Source organism: Chryseobacterium lathyri, assembly GCF_019970085.1.
GTDB classification, from domain to species: Bacteria; Bacteroidota; Bacteroidia; order Flavobacteriales; family Weeksellaceae; genus Chryseobacterium; species Chryseobacterium lathyri.
On sequence record NZ_JAHXYG010000006.1, the window covers coordinates 156817 to 181718 of the forward strand.

A 24902-nucleotide genomic window follows, 5' to 3' on the forward strand; every position below is an offset into this window, starting at 1 on the left:
GGTAAAAAAATTTCACTACCTTGTAATAACCAAATTACAGCCTATGAACCCGACAATGATTCAATTTTTCCACTGGTACTCGGAAGGGAATGGAAAATTATGGAAAGAAGCAGAAAAGCAGGCCGCATATCTGGCGAAGTTAGGAATTACTTCAGTATGGTTCCCCCCTGCCTATAAAGGAACAAACGGAGGTTATTCTGTAGGATATGATGCTTATGACCTGTATGACCTCGGAGAGTTTGATCAGAAAGGAAGCACACCAACCAAATATGGCACCAGGAATGATTATATCAAAGCTATTAAAGCTTTAAAAAAACAAAATATAGAGGTAATTGTAGATATTGTACTGGGGCATAAAGCCGGCGGGGATGAGCTGGAAAAATTTAAAGCCGTAAAGGTAGACGAAAACAACAGGGAAAAGGTTATTTCCGAAGTTATTGAGATAGAATCTTACACTAAATTCACATTTCCCGGAAGAAATAAAAAATATTCTGATTTTGAATGGAACTTCACTTGTTTCAGCGGTGTGGATTATGCCGAAGGTATGGATTCCCATATCTTTAAAATACAGTCTGAATACGGAAACGACTGGGAAGAGATGATAGATGATGAGAAAGGGAATTACGATTACCTGATGTACAACGACATCGAGCACCGGAATCCTTTTGTGCGTGAGGAGCTCAACGGCTGGGCAGAATGGTATTTCAACCTGACCGATTTTGACGGAGTAAGACTGGATGCTTTAAAACATATTTCATTTGATTTTTATAAGGAATGGCTGACCATGCTCCGCTCCAATTCCGGAAAAAACATTTTTGCAGTCGGAGAATATTGGGCCCCGGGACAGCTTAATCTTCTGCAGAAATATATTGAGGTAACGGAAGGATGCATGAGCCTTTTTGACAGCTCGCTGCAGAATAATTTCCATACTGCATCTAGTGAAGGCAGCTCCTATGATCTCCGCAGGATTTTTGACCAAACTCTTACCGAGGCAGATCCTATGCACTCTGTAAGCCTTGTGGATAATCATGACACACAGCCTCTTCAGGATCTTGAAGCTCCGGTACAATCATGGTTCAAGCCGATAGCTTATGCGTTAATTCTGCTTCGCGAGAATGGATATCCCTGTGTTTTTTATCCCGATCTTTATGGCGCCCATTACGTTGATACAGGCAGAGATGGTAATAGCCATGAGATTTTCCTGCCGAAAGTGGATGGTATAGAAGAGCTTCTGATAGCAAGAAAGGAACATGCGTACGGAACACAGAAGGATTATTTTGAAGATACCAACTGTCTGGGCTGGACACGTGAAGGTGATGGTGAACATTCCGGATGTGCCGTAGTTCTCAGCAATAAAGATGCCTACAGCAAACCTATGGAAATGGGAAAACAGTATGCAGGCAAAAGTTTCAAAGATTTACTTAAAAGATCTGAGGAAACGGTAATCATTGATGAAAATGGATGGGGAGATTTCCCGGTTCCTGCAGGAAATGTAAGTGTATGGGTCTCTGAGTAGGCTTTGCAATCTATATAAAAGGCATACATAACCTACAGTAATGTATGCCTTATTAGTTTTACTGACAAAATGATTAGCAGTAGATATACCGGCAATTCTGTATATTAATGGCCCATTCGCAGCAATAGCCATCCTCGTTGGAGGTACAGCATACACCGTTCCGGATGATCCCTTCTCCTTTTAGATTCTTAAGTTCACTTCTGTCAAGTTTTCGTACGTTAGCAAAAAGTTTTGTTTTCATAATTAATAGATTTTTTGGTTTGGTTAGCCTAATATACTTAAAACATCATAATATGCCAAATACGAATCACCAAAAGACTATCTATTTCATAAGCTAAATACTCCATTGCACTTTCCTTCCAATTACTTAAAATTTAATTTCCTGATTTTTAAGATTTCCGGCCTTTCCGAATCGTCAGAAATATGACTGCTTCTTGCAAATTCTGCCCAGAGCGCTCTGAGTTTTTTGCCATTCTCGTCAATGTACTTCCATGGAATATCTTTTACCATTTCAGAGGATTTCCAAGCCTGTTCATTTCCGAAAATCAGCGGAAGATCAATACAGTGCGGAGCCCCGATAGGGCTGTTTTCTGGTCTGGAATGAATTCTAAATAAATAAACGTTCCCCCCTGCCTTTGCATAGTTTTCCGCAAAGACCTTTGCCGGAGTCCCATAAATAAGTTCAGTCGTCTTTTCAACGGCTTTATCCAAAACCCTCAATCCAAAACCTTTCCCGAAATATTTATTTAAAGCATCGGAAGTTTTAAGGTAAAATGCGGTTTCATCATTATTCAGACCAATCAGGACATCGTACTTCCGTGCGTTTGCCTTCCATTTCTCTATAGATTCCTCTTCTTTGCATAAGGGCGGAAATCCATACTGAATACCGAAAGGCATAGCAGCCTTCAAGCCATATTTAATGACGGACGGCACATGTTTCCTGTATTCATCCATCATTTTAAAAACATCTGTTTCGTATTTCAGTCCTTCGGTTTTCTTTAGAAATTCGGCGGACATTTTTTGTCTTTTATAACGTAATCCCAATGGGGCGCTCTGAATAATCACTCTTTGAAACAGGCCCTCTACCCCTTCGGAAATCATAAGATGGGCAATAGCATCACCACCTGAAGATTGACCTAAAAGAGTAATATTTTCAGGATCCCCTCCAAATTCTGAAATGTAGGCATTGATCCATTTTAATGCTTCTATGATATCGAACAGCCCCAAATTAGGCGGCCTTTCATCACCTCCCAGAAATCCGAAAAGCCCGAGTCTGTAGGAAACGGTAACAACAATAATCTGCTGTTCCCGCACCCAGTCACTGGGGTCAGAGGTAGGAAGATCACCACATCCTATTTCATGGGAACCTCCATGGATCCAGACTACAACAGGAAGCTTTTCACTATCTGTAATGCTGCCGGGACGGAAGACTGAAAGATACTGTGTAGATTCATCAGGAGCAAAGTTTTCAATATGAGTAGGGCCAATCATTTTTTCTACTAACGGACTAATGGCCTGCGGACAAACGGGAGTCTTATCCGGGAAAATAATTTCTGAAGGTGAAGGCTGCTCTGCAACAGGTTTTTGAAATCTTTCAGAACGGGCATACCGGATGCTTCTGGCTCTGATAACACCGTTGTTCTTTAATGCAATAACTTTCCCGAAAGAAGTCTGAAAAATGTGGGTTGTGGTCTGCTCAACGGTCATTTTAAAAACTTTGAAAAATTTTATCCTATTAAAATTAATTCAGTTTTTTGAAATGAGAAAACTTTCCATTGATTTTAACGTTAAAAAACGCCGACTTATACAGTTAATCTATAAAATAGTTTAAAAAGGGTACTAATTTTAAACGCTAATTTCCACAAACAATTCAAAGTAAAAAATTGTAATGAAGTATTAGTGTTACTTGCGTTTAAAATGATCAGTTCAATGTTTTGTATTCACTGGGAGAAACACCAACTTTAGCTTTGAATAATCTTGTAAAATGCTGTGGATATTTAAATCCAAGATCATAAGAAATCTCACTGATTGATTTTGATGGATTCAGTATCTGTTCTTTGGCTACCTCGATCAGCTTATTATGGATAAATTCCTGCGCGGAAACCCCCAATTCTTTTTTGATCAGGTCACCGAAGTAATTAGCAGATAGGTTCAGCTTTTCTGCAAAGTAATTGACCATCGGGAAGCCAATATTTTTAGGATTATCCGATTTAAAATAATCATCCACCAGATTTTCAAATTTCCCGATAACACCCTGATTGACATGGTCTCTTGTGATAAACTGACGATCATAGAACCGCATACAGTAATTTAAAAACAACTCAATATTGTTGACGATTAACGATTTGCTGTGCTTATCGATAGACTGTTCGAGCTCAAGTTTTATATTTTTAAAACATTCAAGAACAATTTCCCTTTCTTTTTCTGAAAGATGCAGAGCTTCGTGCACGTCATAGGAAAAGAAGCTATAATCTGTGATATTCTTGCCAAGATTGGTTCCTTTGATAAGGTCCGGGTGAAACAGCAATGCATATCCGCCCGGCTGTATAGATTTCCCATCGTTTGTAACTCCGCTCACCTGTCCCGGAGCAATAAAAACCAGCGTACCTTCCTGATAATCATAGCTGTGCTTTCCGTAATGCATATCACCACAGATTACATCTTTCAGAAAAACGGTGTAAAAAGTATAGGTTCTTTTGTACTGGCATATAGGATCGGATTTTGCAAAATCTACCACACTTACCAGCGGATGCAGCGTTTCATGATTTACCATTTTATTGTAATCTGAAATACTGTTTACTTTTTCAACTTCCTGATCTTCCATTGACTATCTTTTTTAAGCTTATTCAAAATTACCACTTTCCTGCGGACCTTTTTATGGTGCCTGTAAAATTGGTAAGTATTCCGGTAATCTGTATAAGTTATGTTTACTTAAAAGTGTCGACTTTTGTACTGTTATGGAAACATTTAATACAAATATCTTCCCGAAAGGAGAAAAAGCGCCGGAAGCTTATTTTTCTGGAGGAACCGCATGGGTTCAGATTTTAAAACCTAATGTAGATGATCTGAACTGCCAGATCGGAAATGTTATTTTTGAACCCGGATGCAGAAATAACTGGCATTCTCACGGTGGCGGCCAGATTTTAATTGTAACTTCAGGAACAGGTTTTTATCAGGAAAAAGGAAAGCCTGCACAGGTTTTACATCCTGGAGATGTAGTCAATATTCTTCCTGGTATTATCCACTGGCATGGTGCGTCTGCAGACAGTGAGTTCACGCATATTGCCATTAATCCCAATACTCAAAACGGTATTGTGGAGTGGCTGGAACCTGTAAGTGATGACGAATACAATAATTTATAACTGAACTTAATATAACTTAAATTAAATAAACCAATGAGTACAATCACAGTAAAAGCCTATGGGGCCGAGTCTACTACGGCAGACCTGAAAGAAATGACTATTGAGAGAAGGGAAACAACACCTAAAGATGTAGAGATTGAAATCCTATACTGCGGGGTTTGTCATTCTGATCTTCATACGGCAAGAAACGACTGGGGCGGATCTTTGTATCCTGTAGTTCCGGGACATGAAATTGTCGGAAGAATTACTAATGTGGGAAGTGAAGTTTCTAAATTTAAAGTTGGCGACCTGGCTGCTGTGGGATGCATGGTAGATTCATGCGGACACTGCAACAGCTGTAAAGAAGATCTGGAGCAATACTGCTTAAATGGATTCACAGGAACCTATAACGGAAAAGACAAACATTTGGGGGGCCATACTTTTGGCGGATATTCTCAGAAAGTAGTGGTAGACGAACATTTTGTTTTAAGCGTACCTGAAAATTTGGACCTGGCTGCCGTAGCACCCCTTTTATGTGCAGGTATTACCACCTGGTCTCCATTGAGACACTGGAATGTTGGACCGAACTCTAAAGTGGCGGTTGTTGGATTAGGCGGACTAGGACATATGGCCATTAAATTAGCAAAAGGATTAGGTGCAGAAGTGACTTTATTCTCAAGAACTCCGGGAAAAACGGATGATGCCAAGCAGCTGGGAGCTGATCATGTTGTAATTTCTACTGATGATTCGCAGATGGATACAGTAAAAGGAAAGTTTGATCTGATCATCGATACAGTTCCTTATGAGCACGATATCAATCCTTATATGCAAACGCTTACTCTGAACGGGACTTTGGTTCTTGTAGGATTTGTAGGTGAATTTCAGGAAACTGAAGTGAGTACAAGACCTATGATCTTCCAACGCCGTTCTGTTGCAGGTTCATTAATCGGTGGTATAGCTGAAACTCAGGAATTACTGGATTTCTGTGGAAAACATAATATTGTATCAGATATTGAGCTGATCAAAATTCAGGATATCAATCAGGCATATGAAAGAATGATCAAAAGTGATGTGAAATACCGTTTCGTTATTGATATGAAGTCTTTGTCATAATTTCAAGATTCAAAATAAAAAAAGACTCTTCGCTGAAGGGTCTTTTTTATTGATGTTTAATATGCTTTTTCATATCCTGAAAAGCCCAGTCTGCCATTGCATCGATAACAGGAGCCAGCTTGAGGCCTGCTTTACTGAGTTCATATGTGACATGCGGAGGAACCACAGGCTTTGCTGTTCTGACAACCAGTCCATCAGCTTCTAATTGCTTCAGATGCTGAATCAGCATTTTTTCTGTCACCTCAGGAATGGCCCTTTTTAATTCGCTGTATCTCTTCTCTCCCGTTGAAAGATTGAATAGAATAATAGGTTTCCAAAAACCGCCTATCTTTTCCATTACATACATTACAGGGCACTGTTCCAAGATATTTTTCCTGTTCTGCTGGATGGTAGAACTTTCTTTAATTGCTGTCATGATACATACTTTAGGGTAAGTACTTGTATAAAAGTAAGTACAAATATAACTTTGTATAAAGAAATAAACAACATTTAATATGAAAATTATTGTAACAGGTTCTTTAGGGAACACCGCAAAACCGTTAGCACAGCAATTAATTGCAAAAGGACACGACGTTACTGTAATCAGTAGCAGCGAAGCAAGGAAAAGTGAAATTGAATCTTTAGGAGCGAAAGCTGCCATCGGTTCTATTACTGATGTCAATTTTTTAGTTAAAACATTTGAAGGTGCTGATGCCGTATTTGCAATGACTCCTCCGATTATAGGTGAGACGAATATTGTCGAAAATACAGTGAATGCAGGAAAAAATTATGCTGAAGCCATTGCCAGAACAGGAGTAAAAAGACTTGTCATGCTAAGCAGCGTGGGAGCTGATTCTCCGGTTGAAAATGGTCCCATTAAAGGACTTCACCATATTGAAAAACTATACAACGAGCTGGAAAATACTTCTGTTACTTTGCTAAGAGCAGGTTATTTCTACATTAATTTCTTCAATGATATTCCATTGATTAAAAATGCAGGGATTATCGGCGGAAATTATCCTGGAAATATAGATATTCCATTGGTGCATCCCACTGATATTGCTAAGGCTGCAGCTGAAGAACTGGTAAAAAATACAGCAGGCAAAAATATCCGTTATGTGGTAAGCGATTCGCGACCGCCTGCAGATTTTGCAAAGGTTTTAGGAGCCGCTGTTGGGAATACGGAATTACCTTGGGTAGAATTTACAGATGAGCAGTCTTTTGAAGGAATGGTGCAGGCAGGTCTTCCAAAGGAAATGGCTGAGCTTTATGTTGAAATGGGAAAAGGAATGAGAACCGGTGTTGTTCAGAAGGATTTTACTGAACAGGGATCTCCGGTTAATGGCTCAGTAAAACTTGAGGATTTTGCCCGTGAATTTGCTGATCAATTTTAAGTTTGATTTTTTCTGAGACTAAAAAAATATGTAAACAGTTTCGGCGCACCTGCGGTGCGCCGAAACTGTTATTTTAAATCAAATCCTGAATGATTTGTATAGTAAAGCTCAACTTATTTCTTCTCCTTCAGAGTTTTCTTTAAAACCTTCAGTTTCCCATCAATAGGCTGATCTGTTTTCAATCCTAAGATTTCAGTGACTAAAGGATAAACATTAATATTGGCAAATTCATTGATTACCAGATTATTTTTAAATTCAGGTCCCCAGGCATAGAATGTTGCCTTCATTTCAGGGACAACTTTCGGATTATAGCCGTGCTTTCCTACGGATGTTTTCTTTCCTTTTTCTAAGAATATTTTTGGAGCTTTTGGAATCAGAAGAATCTGTCCTATCCTGTCATATCTGTCATCTTTGGTCGAAAAGTGAAGATATTTGGGCAGTTTTTTGTCCAGATATACTTCATAATCATCTGTTTTGTTTGCTTTAAGTTCTTTATAAACGGCTTTAACCTCATCAGGATTTTTGACATATACTCTAAGTAAGGTCTGGGAATTGTAAAAATCGAATCTGTTTTTATCAAGAAGCATAACCGGAATTTCCAATGGAGTTCCGCCATCCACTTTTATCATTCCATGATCGGAAACAAAAATAAAGTTGACATTATTAAGTCCAAGGTTATTAACTTTCTGAACAAGCTCACCAATTGCACCGTCAATTAAATGAACAGCATTTTCTGTTTCCTGACTATCCGGTCCGTAATGATGGCCGCTTCCGTCAACTTCCGGGAAATACAGAGATATAAAATGTGGTCTTTTCTCTTCAGGAAGCTTCAGCCAGTTCACGACCTTATCTACTTTTTCGGAAGGCTTAAATTTTTCATGATATGGATAATAATAGGAAGGTCTCATTCCTCCTGCATCGCTTGCAGAGCCTACCCACATAAGGGATGCAGAAACCATTCCCTGCTTTTCAGCCAATGCCCAAAGTGGAATTCCTCCGTACCAGCTTCCGTCTTCAGCATTCTTCTTATTGCTCATTGCATAAGGCTCTTTTCTTTTGTAATCATAAAAGAAATTATCGATCAGCCCATGATGGGAAGGATAAAGTCCTGTGATCAGGCTCCAGTGATTGGGAAACGTAATGCTTGGATAGCTTGGGATCATTGCATCGGCCTGGACCCCATTAGCGGCTAGCTTCAGAAGATTTTCGGCATGGTATTTTTTAGCGTAATCATACCTAAAACCATCGGTAGAGATCATGATCACATAAGGTTTTGTCCGGGCTTCAGCACTGTTGGTACGGCCGGAAATAACTACCTGGGCCGTATCCATATGTGTTTCCTGAGCACAAATAGCTAAAGAAAAAAACAGTAACAAAATTTGTATTCCTCGCTTCATTATTAAAATTTTTGGCAAAGTTACGGCCTATACTGCTCCCGGAAAAGTTTATAAGATTAAAAGTATATTAAAACAGATTAAAATTTTAAATATCCCTCTTCATTTCAAACTGGGACACCCAATTTTTAAGTCCGGTTGCATGTAGAAAGACAGAAGTATTTTCAGAAGTATCATCTACATTGTTTACAGAGATGGCCTGTCCTCCATTCGTCTTCTCTATTGTGCTCAAAAGCTTTGTGCCGATCCCCTGTCTTCTTGAATATTGATCAACAGCAATCTGATAAACTTTCTTAACGGCAGGATTGTAAATGACATATCCTTTAAGCTGTTCATCTTTGTACGCTCCTAAAATTGTATAGCTTTGACGAATATTCTCAAGTACTTTTATTGAGCTTTGCCATGACGGCTGTATATCCCAGAAAGACTGCAATTTTTCCCACTGTAAGTTTTCAATCTCTTTTATCGAAATATTGATATCCTTTTCTTCAAGATTAATAATTCCGTTAAAACACAACAGCTTCCGTACGATTTTGAAGCCTAAATTTTCGTACGCTCTGATAGCAGAATTATTACCTTCGATTACTTCCAGGGTTAGCACATCGGTTTTTATTTCTTTGAGTGTGGGAATAATATAATCATACATTTTTCTTACCAACCCCTGGCCTCTGTATTCAGGGATGATGCCGGTTCCTCCATTATATGCTATGTGCTTTCCATTTTCCTTTTTTTCAGCATTAAGGATAAATCCTACCAGCTTTCCTGATTCGAATGTTCCTACAGACAGATTCATATCAATTTTATCCGCTATAATTTTCAATTCAAGCTGTTCCAATGATAGGTGAAAGGGAACAATATAATCTGAAAAGGATCTGTTAAAAACAGATAAAAGCTCATCTGTCGCAATATTCTTTAAATTTCTGATCTCCATAGCTTATTTTTTATCCGAAAACCATCAAAGGTATAAAAACGTTCAGTTCTATATAGAAATAAGGCATACAATTTTTAATGCAGGTTAATAGAAAATGCCTCCAGTATCAGAGGCATTTTGATGAGTTATTTTTATAAAATAATTATTCTTTAATCAGTTTTTCATAAGAAAGGTTTCCATCTTTCAGAGTGATCTCAAGATAATAAATACCAGGCTTCAGATCTCTGACATTAATGCTTTCTCCTTCAGGTTTTACAGATCTTACTTTTCTTCCTGCTGATTCATAAATATCAATAGATTTTATTTTATCTACATTTTTGATACTTACGGTTTCTTTTGCAGGATTTGGATAAAGAACAACTTTTTTGTTTAACATTTCAGTATCATTTACTCCTAATACGGAAGTAAAAGATGCAGTAGCATATCCTACGTTGGCTGTTCCGCCATGAGGGCCCACTGTATTAGTTGCAGAAGCAGGTCTTGGTCCTGCAAAACTTATAGAATTGGTAGTTGCATAGGGCATTTGATAGTCATTAGGATCTGAATTGGTCAAAGCCCTTGTTAAAATTAGTGTTCTTACAGTTCCAGCAACAACATCACTTACTATTGTCCAGTCTTGTGAACCGTCTAATGGAGGCTGCACGAATCCTGTAAAATTTCTATCCGTAAGTTTTGGAGTTGTAACCGCAGAATAAACCACAGCATCTCCTGACGACATGCTAAACCCTGCATTAACACCAATTCCTAAGCCAAACCATCTGTCAGACGGACCTTTTAATACCAAGGTTACTGTAGATGTTGTATTGTCAAGAGTAAAATTTGCAGTTATCCCATTATTAGGGGACAAAGGTACATCACCTGTAGTTTTTTGCTGCGAAATGCCCAAAAAACTGATTAATAAGAAAGAAAAAAGTACAATGTTTTTCATATTTTAATTTTTTAGCTGGTTGATAAGTTCTGAATTTTTTGATAAAACGGCATATTCAAAGGCTGTATTTCCCTGTTTATCTTTTACTGTTTTATTTGCTTTATATTTAACAAGAAGTTTCACCATTTCTGTATTTCCCAATTTCGAAGCAAAAATAAGCGGTGTCGTTCCTTGTGAATCTGTTGTATTGATATCCGATTTATGATCTAATAGTTCCTGAGCTAATTTTAAATCACCTTTAAATACTACTGCCATCAGTGCAGTTCCCATTGAAGAGTTATAATTGATATCTTTTACTTTATCCATCAAAAAATCAGCCACTTCGGCATTGCCTCTGTAGCAGGCGAGGATAAGAGGCGAAAAGCCACTTTCATTGGTCTTGTTGATGATATCCGGATCCTGTTTCATAAGCTCCTTCACTTCAGCTACTGTTCCGCTTCTGGCAATATCAAATATTGATTTTACTTTTTCCTGGGCAGACAGTGCAGAAAAGCTCAGGAAAATACTTATGATGAAGATAATATTTTTCATTATTTTGTCATTATATAATTGTATTCTACATTGACATTTTCAGCGATCTTTTTAGTTACTACTTTTGGGATAGTCACCTTGTGATCAGCAGGTTTTGCCACAAAGCTTCCCTGCATATAGATCTTCCCGTCTTTGCTGTAAATGGAAGCAGCGGAAGAAACAGCCTTATCTACACCATGAAAATTCAGGGTTCCCTGAACGGTATACTTTTGTGGCGAGGCTGTAAGTTTTGTTTTATCAAAATTCAAAATCTTTCCTTTGAAGGTTGCCTTAGGATATTTTGCTGTTTCAGCATAATTTTCATTAAAATGCTCTTCCATTAGTTTGGTTTTAAAATGAAAGTTTTTCACGGCAGAAACTGAAGCTATTTCCCCGTTATCTGTATTGAGGACAACAATATTGTTATCATCTTTAGCATATACGTCTTCGAACAGCGGCACGGATGCCTCAAAGGTTACACTGCCTGTTTTGGAACTGTACTTCTGGGCTGAAGCAAAACCTGTAAAAAACAGGACACTAGTTATTACTATTAATCTTTTCATATCGGATATTTTAATTTTCAGCAAGCCCGTCGGCTTTCCATTTTATAAAGGTGTTAATCTGAGTCTGAGATAAAGATCCGCCCTGCGGCATTTTTCCCGGATCTCCGTTGGGTCTCTGTATCCTGTCTAGAATGCCATCAATATTGTTTTTTACGTCTGTATAGGTTGTAAAAGGCTTAAAACTTCCTGCAGAATGGCATCCGATGCAGTTATTATCAACAATTGATTTTACGTCAGAGTTATATTTTACAGTCACTGTAATTGGGGTATTATCCGAAATCTCCTCATAGGTCCTGCTGTCACAAGCAATAAACAGGGCAGCTGATGATAATAAGTATAGTATCTTTTTCATCTTAAAAAACTCTGTAAAGGTTAAACCCAAAGAAAATCTGTCCTTTCCCCCATTTTCCTACTGCATTGGAAAGATATCCTATATCTGAATTGATTTGGGAATTGGTAAATAAAAGCTGGAACACATGTCCCCCGGTTTCTATATCCATCCCCAATGAGAGAGGATTTTTATAGAAACTGTGATCATCGAAATTCACAAAATATTCTGCGTTAATAGAAATTCTTTTAGAAATTTTATAGCGGCCGCCTAATCCGGCCAAAAACTGGTTTTTATCTTCAATAGCGGGATCATAAAGATTTTTATGAATATATGACGGAGTCAGTTGCAAAGAAAATTTATCATTGAATCTTCTTGAGATCAAAGCCTGCGTAAGATAGGAAAGCCTGTCACTGAATCTGAGATGGGGATAATTGTCCTTATCCAGGTCTGTATTTAAAGCCATTACATTATAGCCTACGATCTCTGCCGGAAAACTTTCAGTCTGCTTTACAAGCTTGTATTTTACAGCCCCTTCGAATGTTTTCATGTTTGTCTCCCTGGAAAGACTGACTGAAATACCGTCTGTAACACCGTAAATAACCCCTAGTTTGGTAGAAGCATCGTCCAGACCGAAAAAATTTTTAAATCCTGTACTGATGTCTCCGAAACGGTGAGCCACCACAATGTACCATTCATTTTTGGCAGAGAGTTTTGTGGATTGTCCTGTGACGATCTGCAGGGCTTTAAAAGCTGGCTGTGAAGTTGATGTGGTTGTTTTGAGAGTGTCAATATCTTTTAGCAGATCTTCCTGTGCTGAGACAAGACCTGAGGCCAATACCGACAAAAATAAGAGAGTTTTTGTCATATACAATTTGAATTAAATTATGATATGACAAACTTATTGAGTTATCGATCTAAAAGTGTGTGATAAAAGTCACCATAAAAATTGTTTTTATCAATGATAAAAACAATTTAATTAAAATATCATATATTAGACAGGTCTAACATTTTCATTAACAAGGATTTTGATTCCTTCCTTAGTCTGAAGAATTTCACCTTCGTTTTCAATCTTTTTAAGAACCCTGCTTATAACTTCTCTGGAAGTGCCTAAATTGTTGGCTATTTCACGGTGTGTAATTTTTAAAGGACTGTTTCCTGTGGCTGAAATCTGCTGGCGGATATAGTTCAGAACTCTTTTATCAAGTCTGTGAAATACAGCATCATTTACCATATTCATGACGTCTGAGAAACGTTTATCATATTCATGATAAAATACCTTGTTGATTTCCGGAAAACGGATCAGCCAACTGTGTATAACAGATACAGGAATGAGAATAACTTCAGATTCTTCTTCTGCAACAGCATATACCCTGCTGGTATAATCTGTAAAAATGGACGAAAAAGTCATCAAGCAGCTATCATTGGGTCTTATATAGTAATAGATCAGTTCTCTGCCATCATTGAGGGTAAAGACTTTTATAGAACCTTTAATGAGAAAAGGAACGTATTTATTTTTTTGCCCTTCCCTGATAACTTCTGTTTTTGATTTTATTTCAGTAATAATTGCATTTGCATGCATTTCATTTAAAAAATCATCTCCTAAAAATCCAAATTTATTGAGAATAAATTGATTATTTATCATATCTGTTATATCATATCTAAAAACAAATTTAGAAAAATATAAATATAAGAGTGAATAAAATTATTTTAACAATTGATTATTTAAAAAAAACTGCTTCACTTTTGTGAAACAGTCTTTTGTAAAATTTATATTGAGTTTTGAAATAGCGATACAATCATTATTTAACTTCAGATGCACAGACCATCAGAAATCATTACACCTATAAAAAGTATTTGATCTGCATCGGGATTTTTCAGAACTAGTCACTATAATCTGTATTTTAAATTCAAGCCATAAAAGAAATACGATTTGTTTGGACCAGGATTAAGATCCGTGGCGAGTCCTTTTGGGTAACCATTACCTGTATCCGAATCATTAATACTGTTTCCTAAGAACAGGAATGTATAATTAATTTGATTGGTTAAGTTATTTCCCATTATATAAGCATCCACATCAAATTTTCCAAAAGTTTTTTTATAACCTAATTTAGAATTAAGTAAGCCAAAACCTTTTACGAGATTGGTATTTGCAAAATCTGTGTATACATTGCCCAGATAATTATAAGTATTTACGAGATAAAAGCCAGGTTTTGTATATAAATCCAAACCGACAGCATATTTATTTCTAGGAACCCCGACAACAGTTTTATGATCGTAAGTTTGTTCACCGCCCAATAACCTTGTTTTAAAATCTTTATATTTTGCATCGTAATAAGAAAGATTTACAAAGGGAGCGATTCTGTTAAGGAATGAGTTATCATTTTTATACAGGTAACCAACACTTACTTCCAGACCACTATTTTTCTGACTTCCTGTGTTTGCCCAATAGGTCTGGTTATTAGAATCAGGTATTGTCAGCTGAGTTAATTTATTAGAATAATCTATTCTGAACAAAGAAACCTGATAATCCAGCTTGGTATCTAATAAAAGTCCGTGTACACTGAAATCTACCATTTTAGCACGTTCTGCCTGCAGATCATTATTAGCGGTATTCGTAGAATTTATAAAAGATGAACTTGCAGTAGGGGCATTGTATCCTTCACTATAGCTTAGATTAAAAATCTGATGTTTCCATTCTTTTTGTAAAGCAAAATGCGGAGTATAAGCCGTCTCATATTGTTTTCCGAAAGACTGATCTTTTTTTCCTGCAATTAATCCGGGAAGCGCATACAAATCTTTTCTGTCATAATTAGTTTTATTCGCGCTTACTCCTGCAAGTAATGTTAAGCCCCAAGGTTTGTATGTTAAATAATCTATTGCAAAATAAGTGGCCTGATTATTATTGTATTTAAAATAAGTGGCTCCGGATATTCCCGTAGTTTCCAGCGGATTTGTAATCGAGCCTGTAAAACGGTAGCTTGATGCAGTAGACATTGAATTTTGAATTTCTGCCCCAAAATCCAGCCTGTTCTCGAAGTCTTTGAATTCATTTTTTAGGGTAAATGTGGAACGCAATCCTATATTTGGTGCGCTTGATACTCCGTAAGCTCCTGCAGAAATACTTTCTGTATTTCCATTATAGTAAAATATCGTCGTGTAATTTCTAAGGTTCGGAAGAATATTAACAGAGTTGCTAAGCCCCACTCTGGTAGATTTTATTTTTGTTCCTGAATTTTTACGAATATAGGCAGGGTTTCCGTTATCGATTCCTGCATAATAATCGTCATAAGAAATCTGTCCCGACGTGTGCTCGTAAGAATAGGCCTGGCTTCCAAAGAAACTTAACTGATCATTTTTTCCAAGCTTTACTGTTCCGTTTACGTTAAAAAAGTTTTTTAACCCACTTCCGTTCGGTCTGTAACCATCAGTTTCAAGATGACCGTAAGCTGCATTAACCGAATAGTTTCCATCAGCAACATTCAGCTGAGTACGGGACTGAAATGTTTTAAAAGCACCTACCAAAACATTTTCGGAAACTGTAATGCCTTTTGTAAAATCAGGACGTGTATAAAACCGAACCACTCCGCCTACTCCGCCACCATACATTGTTGCTGCAGGACCTTTGATAACCTCAACATTATTGACGTACGCAAAATCCAAATCATCCAAAATGGTGATTCCTTCAGCATTTGTTAATGGCATATTATTCCAATAAGCTTTAACCCCCCAGTTGTTAAACTTCTGATCGTTTCCATACCCACGAACAACTAATCTCTGACCTCCAAAATTAGTCCGTTTATCAACTTGTAATCCGGACATTGTAGATAATGTCTGTTCAATTGCAGCAGGATTGTTCCTGTTTAATTCTTCTTCCGAAAGTGTTTCTACAGATTGTGCATGTCTTTTAAATTCTGCACGTTCCTGCTTTATTTTTTTTCTTCCCTGGATAGCAACTTCTTCTATATTACTTCCTGATGATTGTTGGGCATTTGCAATTACACAGCTAAGCAAAGCTGCAATGCATATATATTTTTTCATTGATTAAAAAATTAATTATTTGTCGTTTAAATGTTTTTATAACAGGTTAAAAACATCTTCCGGAGGCGGAATTATAATTGACAAACAAGATGTACTTTTTAATCTTTTTAAATATTCTGATCTTTGTTTTAAATGAAATATATTGAAAACCCGCAATTCTCCACCATCAAAAAAAATAAAAGAATTGGAAATTTTTACTATCTTTTTTCCTTGTAAAGGCACACCGAAATGTCGCCATGCAACTATTTTCTTGGTAACGAAAAAGGCAGAGAAATTCAATATAGAATTAAGAATGATGTCTTTTTTATCCAGATAACAATAAAAATATTTAGTCCCGTTTATAAAATTAATGTTGATCACATCATAAGAAAAACCATTGAGGATAAATTCTTTTTCCTCTTTCCATTCGGCTTTTACTAAATCTTTTTCAGAAAAACAGATCGTTTCAGACGTATTAAATTTACGTTCTAAAATATGAGATTGTGTTTTTTTGGATACTTCAGTTTTAATATAAGAAATGACAGGATGAATCATATTAAAAAATATGATTACTAAAGGAATAAATAAAAATATAAAGAATAGTTTTTTATGCAAATGAAGAAAATTATTGTCTTTGAGGAATTAATTCTCCCTCAGGTTCTGCCGAAACAAATCCTGAAATATATATTCTGTGAATTTTTTTGGAATTGTTTGCCGTGTACTCTATCCAATTATCTTTTGAATCTGGAATAAGAGATTTTTTAGGACTTTCTACAGGTGTTCCGGAAGGTTTATTTTCAAAATTATCTGCCTGATCTGTACTTTGTAAATTACCTTTTATAGTAATTAAATTGCCAGAATTGGTTTGAGTAAAATTGATGGTATTTCCTTCTGCTTTCAAAGATTTAACACGGATATTATCTTTGTTATTTTTTGATTTTAATATAACTGTATAAACCGTTCCTCTCACTCCTGGTCTTCCTCCAAACCAGTCTTTTTTTTCTGCAGAAACTAAAATTACACGATCCTGATATAATGAGGAAACCGGCGCTTTACAGGAAAACGCCAGTATCCAAAATATGATTATAAATAATTGGTTATTCATTTTTAATCGTCTTCTCCATTATCAGTTACTTTGCCTAAAACCAAATAGTTTCCACTGTAAATAACTTCACCTTTGGATTCAGCTTTCAGTACGTAATTTCCAGGAGTTAATCTTTGACCAAATTCTTCATCAGATTTTACATTTTTCTTACTGTAAATCACTCTTCCCGATGCATCAAAAATACTGATGTCTACAAAACTGTATTTAGCAGAATCAAATCGTAAATGCGAAATTCCTTTTGAAGGATTCGGATATACTTTTGTTTCGTCTTTTTTAGATTTTACCTCTCCTGTTGCTAGTGCAACTATTGTGTTTTGAGTAGTCCAAGCCCCTCTTCCGTAAGTAGAAACCAAAACTGTTCTTGTTGCAGGCCGGTAATCTAAATTGGTAATTCTTATATTCCCAATATTTCCGCTAATGGAAGCCCAGGTCGGCGATGCAGAAAGGAAATTGGATGTTCCCCATACTCCCATTTCTGTTCCTACAATTATTTCATTGGCATCGTCAGGATTTCTTAAAACCGTTCTTACCGGCATATCAGGAAGATTTCCTTCTTTATTCTGCCATGTTACTCCGCCGTCTGCAGAATAGAAGATACTGGTAAGATTATAGTTGGATAATGTTACAATAATTTCGTTTTCATTGGCTCCAAATTCGATATCAGAAATCGTTCCCACCGCTGGTGTTGTTATTGCTGTTGTAACATATGAAGTTGTATTAGCATTTGTTATTTTAAAGATTCTTCCCAGGTTAGTCCCAACAAACAAGGTTGTAGAAGCAGTTGTGTAAGGAGAAACCTTCAGCCAGGAAATTTGCTCGTTTGTTTGTGCCGTTCCTACTGTAACAGTGTTATTGGTAAATGTTGTTGCTGTAGCAGATAGTCCACTTGTTCTGAATAAAGTCAATCCTGAACGGTAAGAATAGAAAACATTGTTTATCCTGTCTAAAGCAATCTCATTTACAAAGTGCCCGTAAGCATTCCTGTTAGCACTTGAGATAAGATAATAGGCATTGTTTGTCAATAAATAATGATTATTGTAAACATAACTTGCGATTTCATAATTATCCTGATCGTCATATTCTGTGTACATTCCGTCTCCGGAAGTTGCAAGTTGGCTCGTTAAGAAATTGTTCGCCTGCGGAACGCCATACAACCACCAAGAACCATTATCCTGAGCACCAGCCAAAATTTCTTCATTAGAAGGAGTTTTAATAGGATTCAACGTTGCACTATAAAACTGTGTAACATTGTATCTTGTATTTCTAGCAGAAAAACCTCCTATTGTTCCAATCGTATTTTTATTACCAGCAAAATAAATTCCGCCGTCATTTCCAAACAACATCTGGTTGGTAGAATAGTTATTAAAAGGATTAAAAACTATTTCATGCTGGTCTGCATGTACCTGAGAAACCTGCAGGGCTGCCATATTGTTATTATTCGACCATTTTGAAATCTGTGTCCAGCTCACACCTCCGTTTGTAGATTTAAACAGATCAATTCCTCCGATATAAACGGTATTGTCATCTAAAGGATCAGCAGCAATCACAAGATCATAGAACGACTGTCCTCTTGTAAAATCGTTTGCAGCAATACTTGTGTCTGCGGCTGTAGGAAGTGTAATAACCGGTGTTGCATCATTAGTAGCCTGCCAAGTTGTCCCACCATCCATAGATCTTGCAATACGAATTGGCTCCGAAGTATTGTTTACTCCCTGCATGAATGCATAAATCTTATTTGCATCGGTTCTGGAAAGTGTGAAATTTACTCTTGAACCCGTATTTCCCACATTATAAATTTCGCTAAAAGTATTTCCGTCTGTAGATTTGAAAATTCGCCCTCCTGAATCTATATTTGAGAATCGGGAAGATCTGGTAGAAATCCACACTGAATTATCCGCTCCTATTTCTATTTGCTGGATAGAGTATCCTGTTGTACTGGTTGTACCGGTAGTTGTATTAAGGGCAAGCAAGTTGCTGTTCTTGGTAAATGTTGTACCACCATCTGTAGACTTGTATAATCCGGCCTGGCTTAGTCCCTGCCATCCGTCATTAAAAGAAATCCCTACATAAGCACCGCTTACTCCGGCATATACTTCCGAAACACCATTATTATTTCTTACTTTAATATCATTAATATAGAAATTACCATTTCTTACTCCTGAAGAGGAATAGGTAACCGGAATGGTGAAGATCTGCGTCCATGTCGTTCCTCCATTAGTTGATTTCCATATTCCCGAGCCTACCGCATCAGTAGTTGAAGATTCTCCTGTTCCAACATAGAAGGTTTGTGGATCATTTGGATCAGAAGCCATACAGGCAATGGAAGTATTTGCCCAAAATGTACTTAACGGCGTCCATTCATTGGTACTTACAGAAGGGTCCTGGTTTACCCAAAGACCTCCTGAAACACCCCCTGCAAAGACCCTTTTACCTGTTGGATCATTGGGATCAAACATTATAGTCCGGGTCCTTCCTCCTACACTGTAGGGTCCTCTTTCTACCCATGGCTCATTTACTATTTTTGCTGTAGAAGATCCGGATCCGTCTGTAGTGATAAAAGACAGTGGTTTTGTGGGAGCATATCTTCCTTGAGCAATCTCCTGATTCAGTTTGGCAAGCTTATAAAAATTAGTTCCTCCTGTAACCGGATCCATTGTTCTTTTATAATCTTCCTCATTATAAAGATCGGGAGGAATTCCTGCTGTTTTTGAATATTTATGCTGTTTTTTTACACTTTTATCATATTTAGAATATAATTCCTGAAGGTGTTTTTGATTAGCATGAAGTGTATTATCTTGCGCATAAAGACCTCCGGATATGCACAACATAACACCAAAAATAATATATCTTTTCATTTTTTATATATTTCCTACAAATATACTCAAATACAACAACGATTGTATTAATTTGTATAAAAAATTACAAATTACATAAAATAACAGCTTTTAAAGTATAAAAAATTCATTATTATGTTAAATGAAGGCATAAAAAAATGCCTCAAATAAATTTGAGGCATTCTGATTTATTTTGAAAAAAAATCTTAAGCTTGTACGTTGTTACCTCCTAATACGAAAGGCTCAACTTCTTTGATTTCTCCAAATTGCTGCTCGTAGTTAGTGATGTTTTGTTGAAGAGCAGAAAGTACTCTTTTAGCGTGAAGCGGAGCAAGAATAATTCTTGATCTTACTTTAGCCTGTTGTACACCTGGCATTAATTGGATGAAATCTACAACGAATTCAGATGGAGAGTGGTTTACCAATGCTAAGTTAGCATATACTCCAGCAGCTACCATTTCGTTTAATTCGATGTTGATGTTTCCATCTTGAGGATTTTGATTGTTGTCCATTGTTATAAATTATGTTTTTTAAATTCGAAATTTGAGATTGTGAAAATATAAAAATAAATCCAAACCTCAAATTTCAAATCATTAATTTTAGTTAAGGTCTTCAAATTCTTTTTTAGAACCTACAATTACATTCTGGTATTCTTTAAGACCTGTACCTGCAGGGATTCTGTGTCCTACAATTACATTTTCTTTAAGACCACTTAAGAAGTCTACTTTACCAGCAACAGCTGCTTCGTTCAGAACTTTAGTGGTTTCCTGGAATGATGCTGCAGACATGAATGACTTAGTCTGAAGAGCTGCTCTTGTAATACCTTGCAATACAGGCGTTGCTGTAGCAGGAAGTGCTTCTCTAACTTCAACTAAAGCTTGATCTTCACGCTTCAACTTAGAGTTCTCATCTCTTAATTCTCTTGCAGTAATCATCTGACCTGGCTTGAATTCTTTAGAATCACCAGCTTCAACTACCACTTTAAGACCGAACACTCTGTTGTTTTCTTCCAAGAAATCAAATTTATGCTCTAATGCACCTTCAAGGAACTGAGTATCACCTCCGTCTACGATAGATACTTTCGTCATCATCTGTCTTACGATAATTTCGAAGTGCTTATCATCAATTTTTACCCCCTGAAGACGGTAAACTTCCTGAATTTCGTTTACTAAATATTCCTGAACTGCAGTTGGGCCTTTAATTCTTAAGATGTCATCCGGAGTAATTGAACCGTCAGAAAGCGGCGAACCAGCTCTTACGAAGTCATTCTCCTGAACAAGGATCTGGTTGGAAAGTTTTACAAGGTAAATCTTTCTTTCTCCAGTTTTAGCCTCAACAATAAGTTCACGGTTACCTCTCTTGATTTTTCCGTAAGAAACTACCCCATCGATTTCAGTAACAACCGCCGGGTTTGAAGGGTTTCTTGCTTCGAATAATTCGGTAACTCTCGGAAGACCTCCGGTGATATCCCCTGCTTTTGCAGATTTTCTTGGGATCTTGATCAAGACTTTACCAGCCTTAATTTTTTCACCATCGTTTACCATTAAGTGGGCTCCTACCGGTAAGTTGTAACCTTTTTGCTCAACTCCTTTAGAATCTACCACTTTCAGAGTAGGTACGGCTTTCTTATTTCTGGATTCAGAGATTACTTTCTCTTCGAATCCTGTCTGTTCGTCAATTTCAAGCTGGAATGAAATACCCTGGATGATATCCTCGTATTCTACTTTACCAGCAGTTTCAGCAATGATTACCGCGTTATATGGATCCCATTTCGCAATAAGATCACCTTTCTTCACTTTATCACCAGATTTAACGACTAACTGAGAACCGTAAGGTACGTTAGTAATCATTAATGGTGTTCTCTGCTCATTATCGGTAACCAATCTGAATTCTGTTGTACGGGAAACTACTACTTCCGCAGTATTACCGTTTTCATCTTCAGAAGTAATTGTTCTTACTTCATCCAATTCTACGATACCGTCTCTTCTTGCAACAATAGATGGGTTTTCTGAAACGTTCGTGGATACACCCCCTTGGTGGAAGGTTCTCAACGTAAGCTGAGTACCTGGTTCCCCAATTGATTGAGCTGCAATTACACCTACCGCTTCACCCATGTGGATCATTTTACCTGTTGCTAAGTTTCTACCGTAACATTTCGCACAGATACCTTTCTTAGTTTCACAAGTAAGCGGAGAACGAACTTCAACAAATTCTAACCCTGCTGCTTCAATTCTCTTCGCTAATGCTTCATTAATTACCTGATCTGCTTCAGTGATTAACTCATCTGTTTCAGGATCATAGATGTTGTGAAGAGAAACTCTACCTAAGATTCTTTCGGAGATCTTTTCAACGATCTCATCATTTTTCTTAAGTGCAGTCACTTCAGTACCTCTTAAAGTACCACAGTCGTCTTCTGTAACGATAACGTCCTGAGCAACGTCTACCAATCTTCTTGTTAAGTAACCGGCATCGGCTGTCTTAAGAGCGGTATCCGCAAGACCTTTACGGGCTCCGTGAGTAGAGATAAAGTACTCAAGGATGGAAAGACCTTCTTTAAAGTTTGCCAAGATCGGGTTTTCAATAATTTCCGCACCGGTAGAACCAGCTTTTTGCGGTTTTGCCATCAAACCTCTCATTCCTGATAACTGACGGATCTGTTCTTTGGAACCCCTCGCCCCGGAATCAAGCATCATATATACAGAGTTGAATCCACCTTGATCGGTTTTCATTCTACCCATGATCATTTCAGTTAATCCGGCGTTGGTATTAGTCCAAACGTCGATTACCTGGTTATAACGTTCTGTATCTGTAATCAGACCCATGTTATAGTTGGCTCTAATTTCGTCTACTGCTTCAATGGACTGAGCAATCATTTTTTTCTTCTCAACAGGAACTACAATATCTCCAAGTGAGAAGGAAAGACCTCCTTTAAATGCATTTGAATATCCTAAATCTTTCATTGCATCCAAGAACTTCACCGTTGTAGGGAAGTCGGTATCAGCAAGGATCTTACCGATAACATTTCTTAATGATTTCTTAGTCAGAAGTTCATTGATATATCCTGATTGTTTAGGAACAATCTGGTTGAATAAAATTCTACCTACGGAAGTTTCGATCAATCTTGTTACTAATTCTCCGTTTTCTTTAACAGGCAGTCTACATCTTACTTTAGCGTTTAATGATACTCTTCCTTCAGCATAAGCGATTTCCGCTTCTTCCGGAGAATAGAATGCAAGGCCTTCACCTTTTACTTTCATATCTTCTGTAGAGCTCAATTCTTTGGTCATGAAATAAAGACCAAGAACCATGTCCTGAGAAGGTACAGTAATAGGAGAACCGTTTGCAGGGTTCAAGATGTTCTGAGAACCTAGCATCAATAACTGAGCTTCAAGGATCGCTTCAGGGCCTAACGGTAAGTGTACCGCCATCTGGTCACCATCGAAATCGGCGTTGAATGCTGTTGTTACCAACGGGTGAAGCTGAATTGCCTTACCTTCGATCATCTTAGGCTGGAATGCCTGGATACCCAGTCTGTGAAGAGTAGGTGCTCTGTTCAGTAGAACAGGGTGACCTTTCATCACGTTTTCAAGGATATCATATACTACAGGCTCTTTTCTGTCGATGATTCTCTTTGCAGATTTCACAGTTTTTACAATACCTCTCTCGATCAGTTTTCTGATGATGAACGGTTTGTAAAGTTCTGCTGCCATATCTTTAGGAATACCACATTCGTGAAGCTGTAAGTTTGGACCTACAACAATTACGGAACGCGCAGAGTAATCTACCCTTTTTCCTAGTAAGTTCTGACGGAAACGACCTTGTTTACCTTTCAATGAATCAGAAAGTGATTTCAATGGTCTGTTTGATTCAGATTTTACGGCAGAAGATTTTCTTGTATTATCGAATAATGAATCTACTGATTCCTGAAGCATACGCTTCTCGTTTCTCAAGATTACTTCCGGAGCTTTGATCTCCAATAGTCTTTTCAGACGGTTGTTTCTGATAATAACTCTTCTGTAAAGGTCATTTAAGTCAGAAGTTGCGAAACGTCCTCCATCCAATGGAACCAATGGTCTTAGTTCTGGTGGTATTACTGGAAGCACACGCATAATCATCCACTCCGGTCTGTTGATCATTCTTGTATTGGCACCTCTTAATGCTTCTACAACGTTCAATCTTTTAAGAGCTTCAGTTCTTCTTTGCTTGGAACCTTCATTGTGAGCTTTGTGTCTTAAATCGAAAGACAATGCATCAAGATCGATTCTTTTTAACAGATCTTCAACAGCTTCAGCACCCATTCTGGCGATGAATTTGTTTGGATCGGAATCATCAAGATACTGGTTTTCCACAGGAAGAGTGTCCATGATATCAAGGTACTCTTCTTCTGTAAGGAACTCCATATTATCGAAGTCGGAACCGTCTAATTTTTTAGCAATACCCTGCTGAATCACTACATATCTTTCGTAGTAGATGATCATGTCTAATTTCTTAGAAGGAATTCCTAAAAGGTAACCGATTTTGTTCGGTAATGAACGGAAATACCAGATGTGCGCAATAGGCACTACAAGGTTGATGTGTCCGATTCTCTCTCTTCTTACTTTTTTCTCAGTAACTTCTACTCCACAACGGTCACAAACGATCCCTTTGTAACGAATTCTCTTGTATTTACCACAAGCACATTCGTAATCCTTTACCGGACCAAAGATTTTTTCACAGAACAAACCGTCTCTTTCAGGTTTATGTGTTCTGTAGTTAATAGTTTCCGGTTTTAAAACTTCCCCTCTTGATTCCTGAAGAATCGATTCCGGTGAAGCTAAACCGATGGTTATTTTATTAAATCTACTTGATTTATTTTTATTTGACATTTTTTAGATTTTAGATTTTGGATTATAAATTTTGGATTATAAATTCTGAATTGATTCAAAATTCAACACTCAAAATTTAAA

General features: G+C 37.2%; 22 protein-coding genes. 4 read left to right on the plus strand and 18 right to left on the minus strand.

Translation table 11 applies throughout. The features are described from left to right. Window positions 1-43: 43 nt before the first annotated feature. A complete protein-coding gene (locus LC418_RS19035; RefSeq protein WP_223560298.1) occupies window positions 44-1516 on the plus strand; it encodes an alpha-amylase in 1473 nt (490 codons plus the stop codon). Between the two features lie 73 nt (window positions 1517-1589). Here LC418_RS19035 and LC418_RS19040 read toward each other — a convergent pair whose 3' ends face one another. The 3 genes from LC418_RS19040 to LC418_RS19050 form a co-directional block, all read right to left on the minus strand. Beyond that, complete coding sequence (locus tag LC418_RS19040; protein WP_223560299.1) at window positions 1590-1757, minus strand: hypothetical protein; 168 nt, start codon at window positions 1755-1757, stop codon at window positions 1590-1592. Window positions 1758-1879: 122 nt separating this feature from the next. Further along, window positions 1880-3223, minus strand: coding sequence for a carboxylesterase family protein (locus LC418_RS19045; RefSeq protein WP_223560300.1), 1344 nt, complete (start codon window positions 3221-3223; stop codon window positions 1880-1882). Between the two features lie 214 nt (window positions 3224-3437). Next, window positions 3438-4340, minus strand: a complete 903-nt coding sequence (locus tag LC418_RS19050) for a helix-turn-helix domain-containing protein (protein WP_223560301.1) — start codon at window positions 4338-4340, stop codon at window positions 3438-3440. A gap of 133 nt (window positions 4341-4473) precedes the next feature. Here LC418_RS19050 and LC418_RS19055 point away from each other — a divergent pair, with 133 nt between their 5' ends. Then, window positions 4474-4878 carry a cupin domain-containing protein gene (locus tag LC418_RS19055; RefSeq protein WP_223560302.1) on the plus strand — a complete coding sequence of 135 codons (405 nt, stop codon included), beginning with the start codon at window positions 4474-4476 and terminating at the stop codon, window positions 4876-4878. Window positions 4879-4911: 33 nt separating this feature from the next. Next, a complete protein-coding gene (locus LC418_RS19060; RefSeq protein WP_223560303.1) occupies window positions 4912-5970 on the plus strand; it encodes an NAD(P)-dependent alcohol dehydrogenase in 1059 nt (352 codons plus the stop codon). Between the two features lie 46 nt (window positions 5971-6016). Here LC418_RS19060 and LC418_RS19065 read toward each other — a convergent pair whose 3' ends face one another. Then, window positions 6017-6385: a winged helix-turn-helix transcriptional regulator gene (locus tag LC418_RS19065; RefSeq protein ID WP_223560304.1), complete on the minus strand. Its 369-nt coding sequence runs from the start codon at window positions 6383-6385 to the stop codon at window positions 6017-6019. Between the two features lie 79 nt (window positions 6386-6464). Here LC418_RS19065 and LC418_RS19070 point away from each other — a divergent pair, with 79 nt between their 5' ends. Next, on the plus strand, window positions 6465-7343 hold the full coding sequence (locus tag LC418_RS19070; protein ID WP_223560305.1) for an NAD(P)H-binding protein: 879 nt from the start codon (window positions 6465-6467) through the stop codon (window positions 7341-7343). Window positions 7344-7456: 113 nt separating this feature from the next. On the opposite strand, the gene LC418_RS19075 is transcribed toward LC418_RS19070, so the two are convergent. The 14 genes from LC418_RS19075 to rpoC form a co-directional block, all read right to left on the minus strand. Then, the gene (locus tag LC418_RS19075) at window positions 7457-8740 is read right to left on the minus strand and encodes an alkaline phosphatase family protein (RefSeq protein WP_223560306.1); all 1284 of its coding nucleotides are present in this window, start codon (window positions 8738-8740) and stop codon (window positions 7457-7459) included. 85 nt (window positions 8741-8825) lie between these two features. Next, complete coding sequence (locus tag LC418_RS19080; RefSeq protein ID WP_223560307.1) at window positions 8826-9668, minus strand: GNAT family N-acetyltransferase; 843 nt, start codon at window positions 9666-9668, stop codon at window positions 8826-8828. 142 nt (window positions 9669-9810) lie between these two features. Then, window positions 9811-10596: a T9SS type A sorting domain-containing protein gene (locus tag LC418_RS19085; RefSeq protein ID WP_223560308.1), complete on the minus strand. Its 786-nt coding sequence runs from the start codon at window positions 10594-10596 to the stop codon at window positions 9811-9813. A 3-nt stretch (window positions 10597-10599) separates the two neighbouring features. After that, window positions 10600-11127, minus strand: coding sequence for an ankyrin repeat domain-containing protein (locus LC418_RS19090; RefSeq protein ID WP_223560309.1), 528 nt, complete (start codon window positions 11125-11127; stop codon window positions 10600-10602). Then, entirely contained in the window at window positions 11127-11669 is a 543-nt protein-coding gene (locus LC418_RS19095) for a YceI family protein (RefSeq protein WP_223560310.1), read from the minus strand. The genes LC418_RS19090 and LC418_RS19095 overlap by 1 nt, the downstream gene beginning before the upstream one ends. Window positions 11670-11679: 10 nt before the next feature. Further along, a complete protein-coding gene (locus tag LC418_RS19100; protein WP_167409407.1) occupies window positions 11680-12021 on the minus strand; it encodes a c-type cytochrome in 342 nt (113 codons plus the stop codon). A 1-nt stretch (window position 12022) separates the two neighbouring features. After that, the gene (locus LC418_RS19105) at window positions 12023-12865 is read right to left on the minus strand and encodes a DUF5777 family beta-barrel protein (protein ID WP_223560311.1); all 843 of its coding nucleotides are present in this window, start codon (window positions 12863-12865) and stop codon (window positions 12023-12025) included. A gap of 126 nt (window positions 12866-12991) precedes the next feature. Next, window positions 12992-13642 carry a Crp/Fnr family transcriptional regulator gene (locus tag LC418_RS19110; protein WP_111955351.1) on the minus strand — a complete coding sequence of 217 codons (651 nt, stop codon included), beginning with the start codon at window positions 13640-13642 and terminating at the stop codon, window positions 12992-12994. 245 nt (window positions 13643-13887) lie between these two features. Continuing rightward, entirely contained in the window at window positions 13888-16038 is a 2151-nt protein-coding gene (locus LC418_RS19115) for a TonB-dependent receptor (protein ID WP_223560312.1), read from the minus strand. A 36-nt stretch (window positions 16039-16074) separates the two neighbouring features. Further along, entirely contained in the window at window positions 16075-16632 is a 558-nt protein-coding gene (locus LC418_RS19120) for a hypothetical protein (RefSeq protein ID WP_223560313.1), read from the minus strand. A gap of 10 nt (window positions 16633-16642) precedes the next feature. Beyond that, a complete protein-coding gene (locus LC418_RS19125) occupies window positions 16643-17122 on the minus strand; it encodes a hypothetical protein (RefSeq protein ID WP_111955357.1) in 480 nt (159 codons plus the stop codon). 2 nt (window positions 17123-17124) lie between these two features. Then, complete coding sequence (locus LC418_RS19130; protein ID WP_223560314.1) at window positions 17125-19977, minus strand: T9SS type A sorting domain-containing protein; 2853 nt, start codon at window positions 19975-19977, stop codon at window positions 17125-17127. Between the two features lie 185 nt (window positions 19978-20162). Further along, a complete protein-coding gene (locus LC418_RS19135; protein ID WP_034702050.1) occupies window positions 20163-20468 on the minus strand; it encodes a DUF3467 domain-containing protein in 306 nt (101 codons plus the stop codon). A gap of 87 nt (window positions 20469-20555) precedes the next feature. Beyond that, a complete protein-coding gene (rpoC, locus tag LC418_RS19140; protein ID WP_111955359.1) occupies window positions 20556-24821 on the minus strand; it encodes a DNA-directed RNA polymerase subunit beta' in 4266 nt (1421 codons plus the stop codon). Between the last annotated feature and the right edge of the window lie 81 nt (window positions 24822-24902).

Excerpts from the sequence above, each read along its gene's own strand:
- LC418_RS19135 (WP_034702050.1), bottom strand. The coding sequence starts at position 20,468 with ATGGACAACAATCAAAATCCTCAAGATGGAAACATCAACATCGAATTA.
- LC418_RS19090 (WP_223560309.1), bottom strand. The coding sequence starts at position 11,127 with ATGAAAAATATTATCTTCATCATAAGTATTTTCCTGAGCTTTTCTGCA.
- LC418_RS19070 (WP_223560305.1), top strand. The coding sequence starts at position 6,465 with ATGAAAATTATTGTAACAGGTTCTTTAGGGAACACCGCAAAACCGTTA.
- LC418_RS19045 (WP_223560300.1), bottom strand. The coding sequence starts at position 3,223 with ATGACCGTTGAGCAGACCACAACCCACATTTTTCAGACTTCTTTCGGG.
- LC418_RS19115 (WP_223560312.1), bottom strand. The coding sequence starts at position 16,038 with ATGAAAAAATATATATGCATTGCAGCTTTGCTTAGCTGTGTAATTGCA.
- LC418_RS19075 (WP_223560306.1), bottom strand. The coding sequence starts at position 8,740 with ATGAAGCGAGGAATACAAATTTTGTTACTGTTTTTTTCTTTAGCTATT.
- LC418_RS19100 (WP_167409407.1), bottom strand. The coding sequence starts at position 12,021 with ATGAAAAAGATACTATACTTATTATCATCAGCTGCCCTGTTTATTGCT.
- LC418_RS19105 (WP_223560311.1), bottom strand. The coding sequence starts at position 12,865 with ATGACAAAAACTCTCTTATTTTTGTCGGTATTGGCCTCAGGTCTTGTC.
- LC418_RS19055 (WP_223560302.1), top strand. The coding sequence starts at position 4,474 with ATGGAAACATTTAATACAAATATCTTCCCGAAAGGAGAAAAAGCGCCG.
- LC418_RS19065 (WP_223560304.1), bottom strand. The coding sequence starts at position 6,385 with ATGACAGCAATTAAAGAAAGTTCTACCATCCAGCAGAACAGGAAAAAT.
- rpoC (WP_111955359.1), bottom strand. The coding sequence starts at position 24,821 with ATGTCAAATAAAAATAAATCAAGTAGATTTAATAAAATAACCATCGGT.
- LC418_RS19040 (WP_223560299.1), bottom strand. The coding sequence starts at position 1,757 with ATGAAAACAAAACTTTTTGCTAACGTACGAAAACTTGACAGAAGTGAA.
- LC418_RS19095 (WP_223560310.1), bottom strand. The coding sequence starts at position 11,669 with ATGAAAAGATTAATAGTAATAACTAGTGTCCTGTTTTTTACAGGTTTT.
- LC418_RS19060 (WP_223560303.1), top strand. The coding sequence starts at position 4,912 with ATGAGTACAATCACAGTAAAAGCCTATGGGGCCGAGTCTACTACGGCA.
- LC418_RS19110 (WP_111955351.1), bottom strand. The coding sequence starts at position 13,642 with ATGATAAATAATCAATTTATTCTCAATAAATTTGGATTTTTAGGAGAT.
- LC418_RS19080 (WP_223560307.1), bottom strand. The coding sequence starts at position 9,668 with ATGGAGATCAGAAATTTAAAGAATATTGCGACAGATGAGCTTTTATCT.
- LC418_RS19130 (WP_223560314.1), bottom strand. The coding sequence starts at position 19,977 with ATGAAAAGATATATTATTTTTGGTGTTATGTTGTGCATATCCGGAGGT.
- LC418_RS19035 (WP_223560298.1), top strand. The coding sequence starts at position 44 with ATGAACCCGACAATGATTCAATTTTTCCACTGGTACTCGGAAGGGAAT.
- LC418_RS19085 (WP_223560308.1), bottom strand. The coding sequence starts at position 10,596 with ATGAAAAACATTGTACTTTTTTCTTTCTTATTAATCAGTTTTTTGGGC.
- LC418_RS19050 (WP_223560301.1), bottom strand. The coding sequence starts at position 4,340 with ATGGAAGATCAGGAAGTTGAAAAAGTAAACAGTATTTCAGATTACAAT.
- LC418_RS19125 (WP_111955357.1), bottom strand. The coding sequence starts at position 17,122 with ATGAATAACCAATTATTTATAATCATATTTTGGATACTGGCGTTTTCC.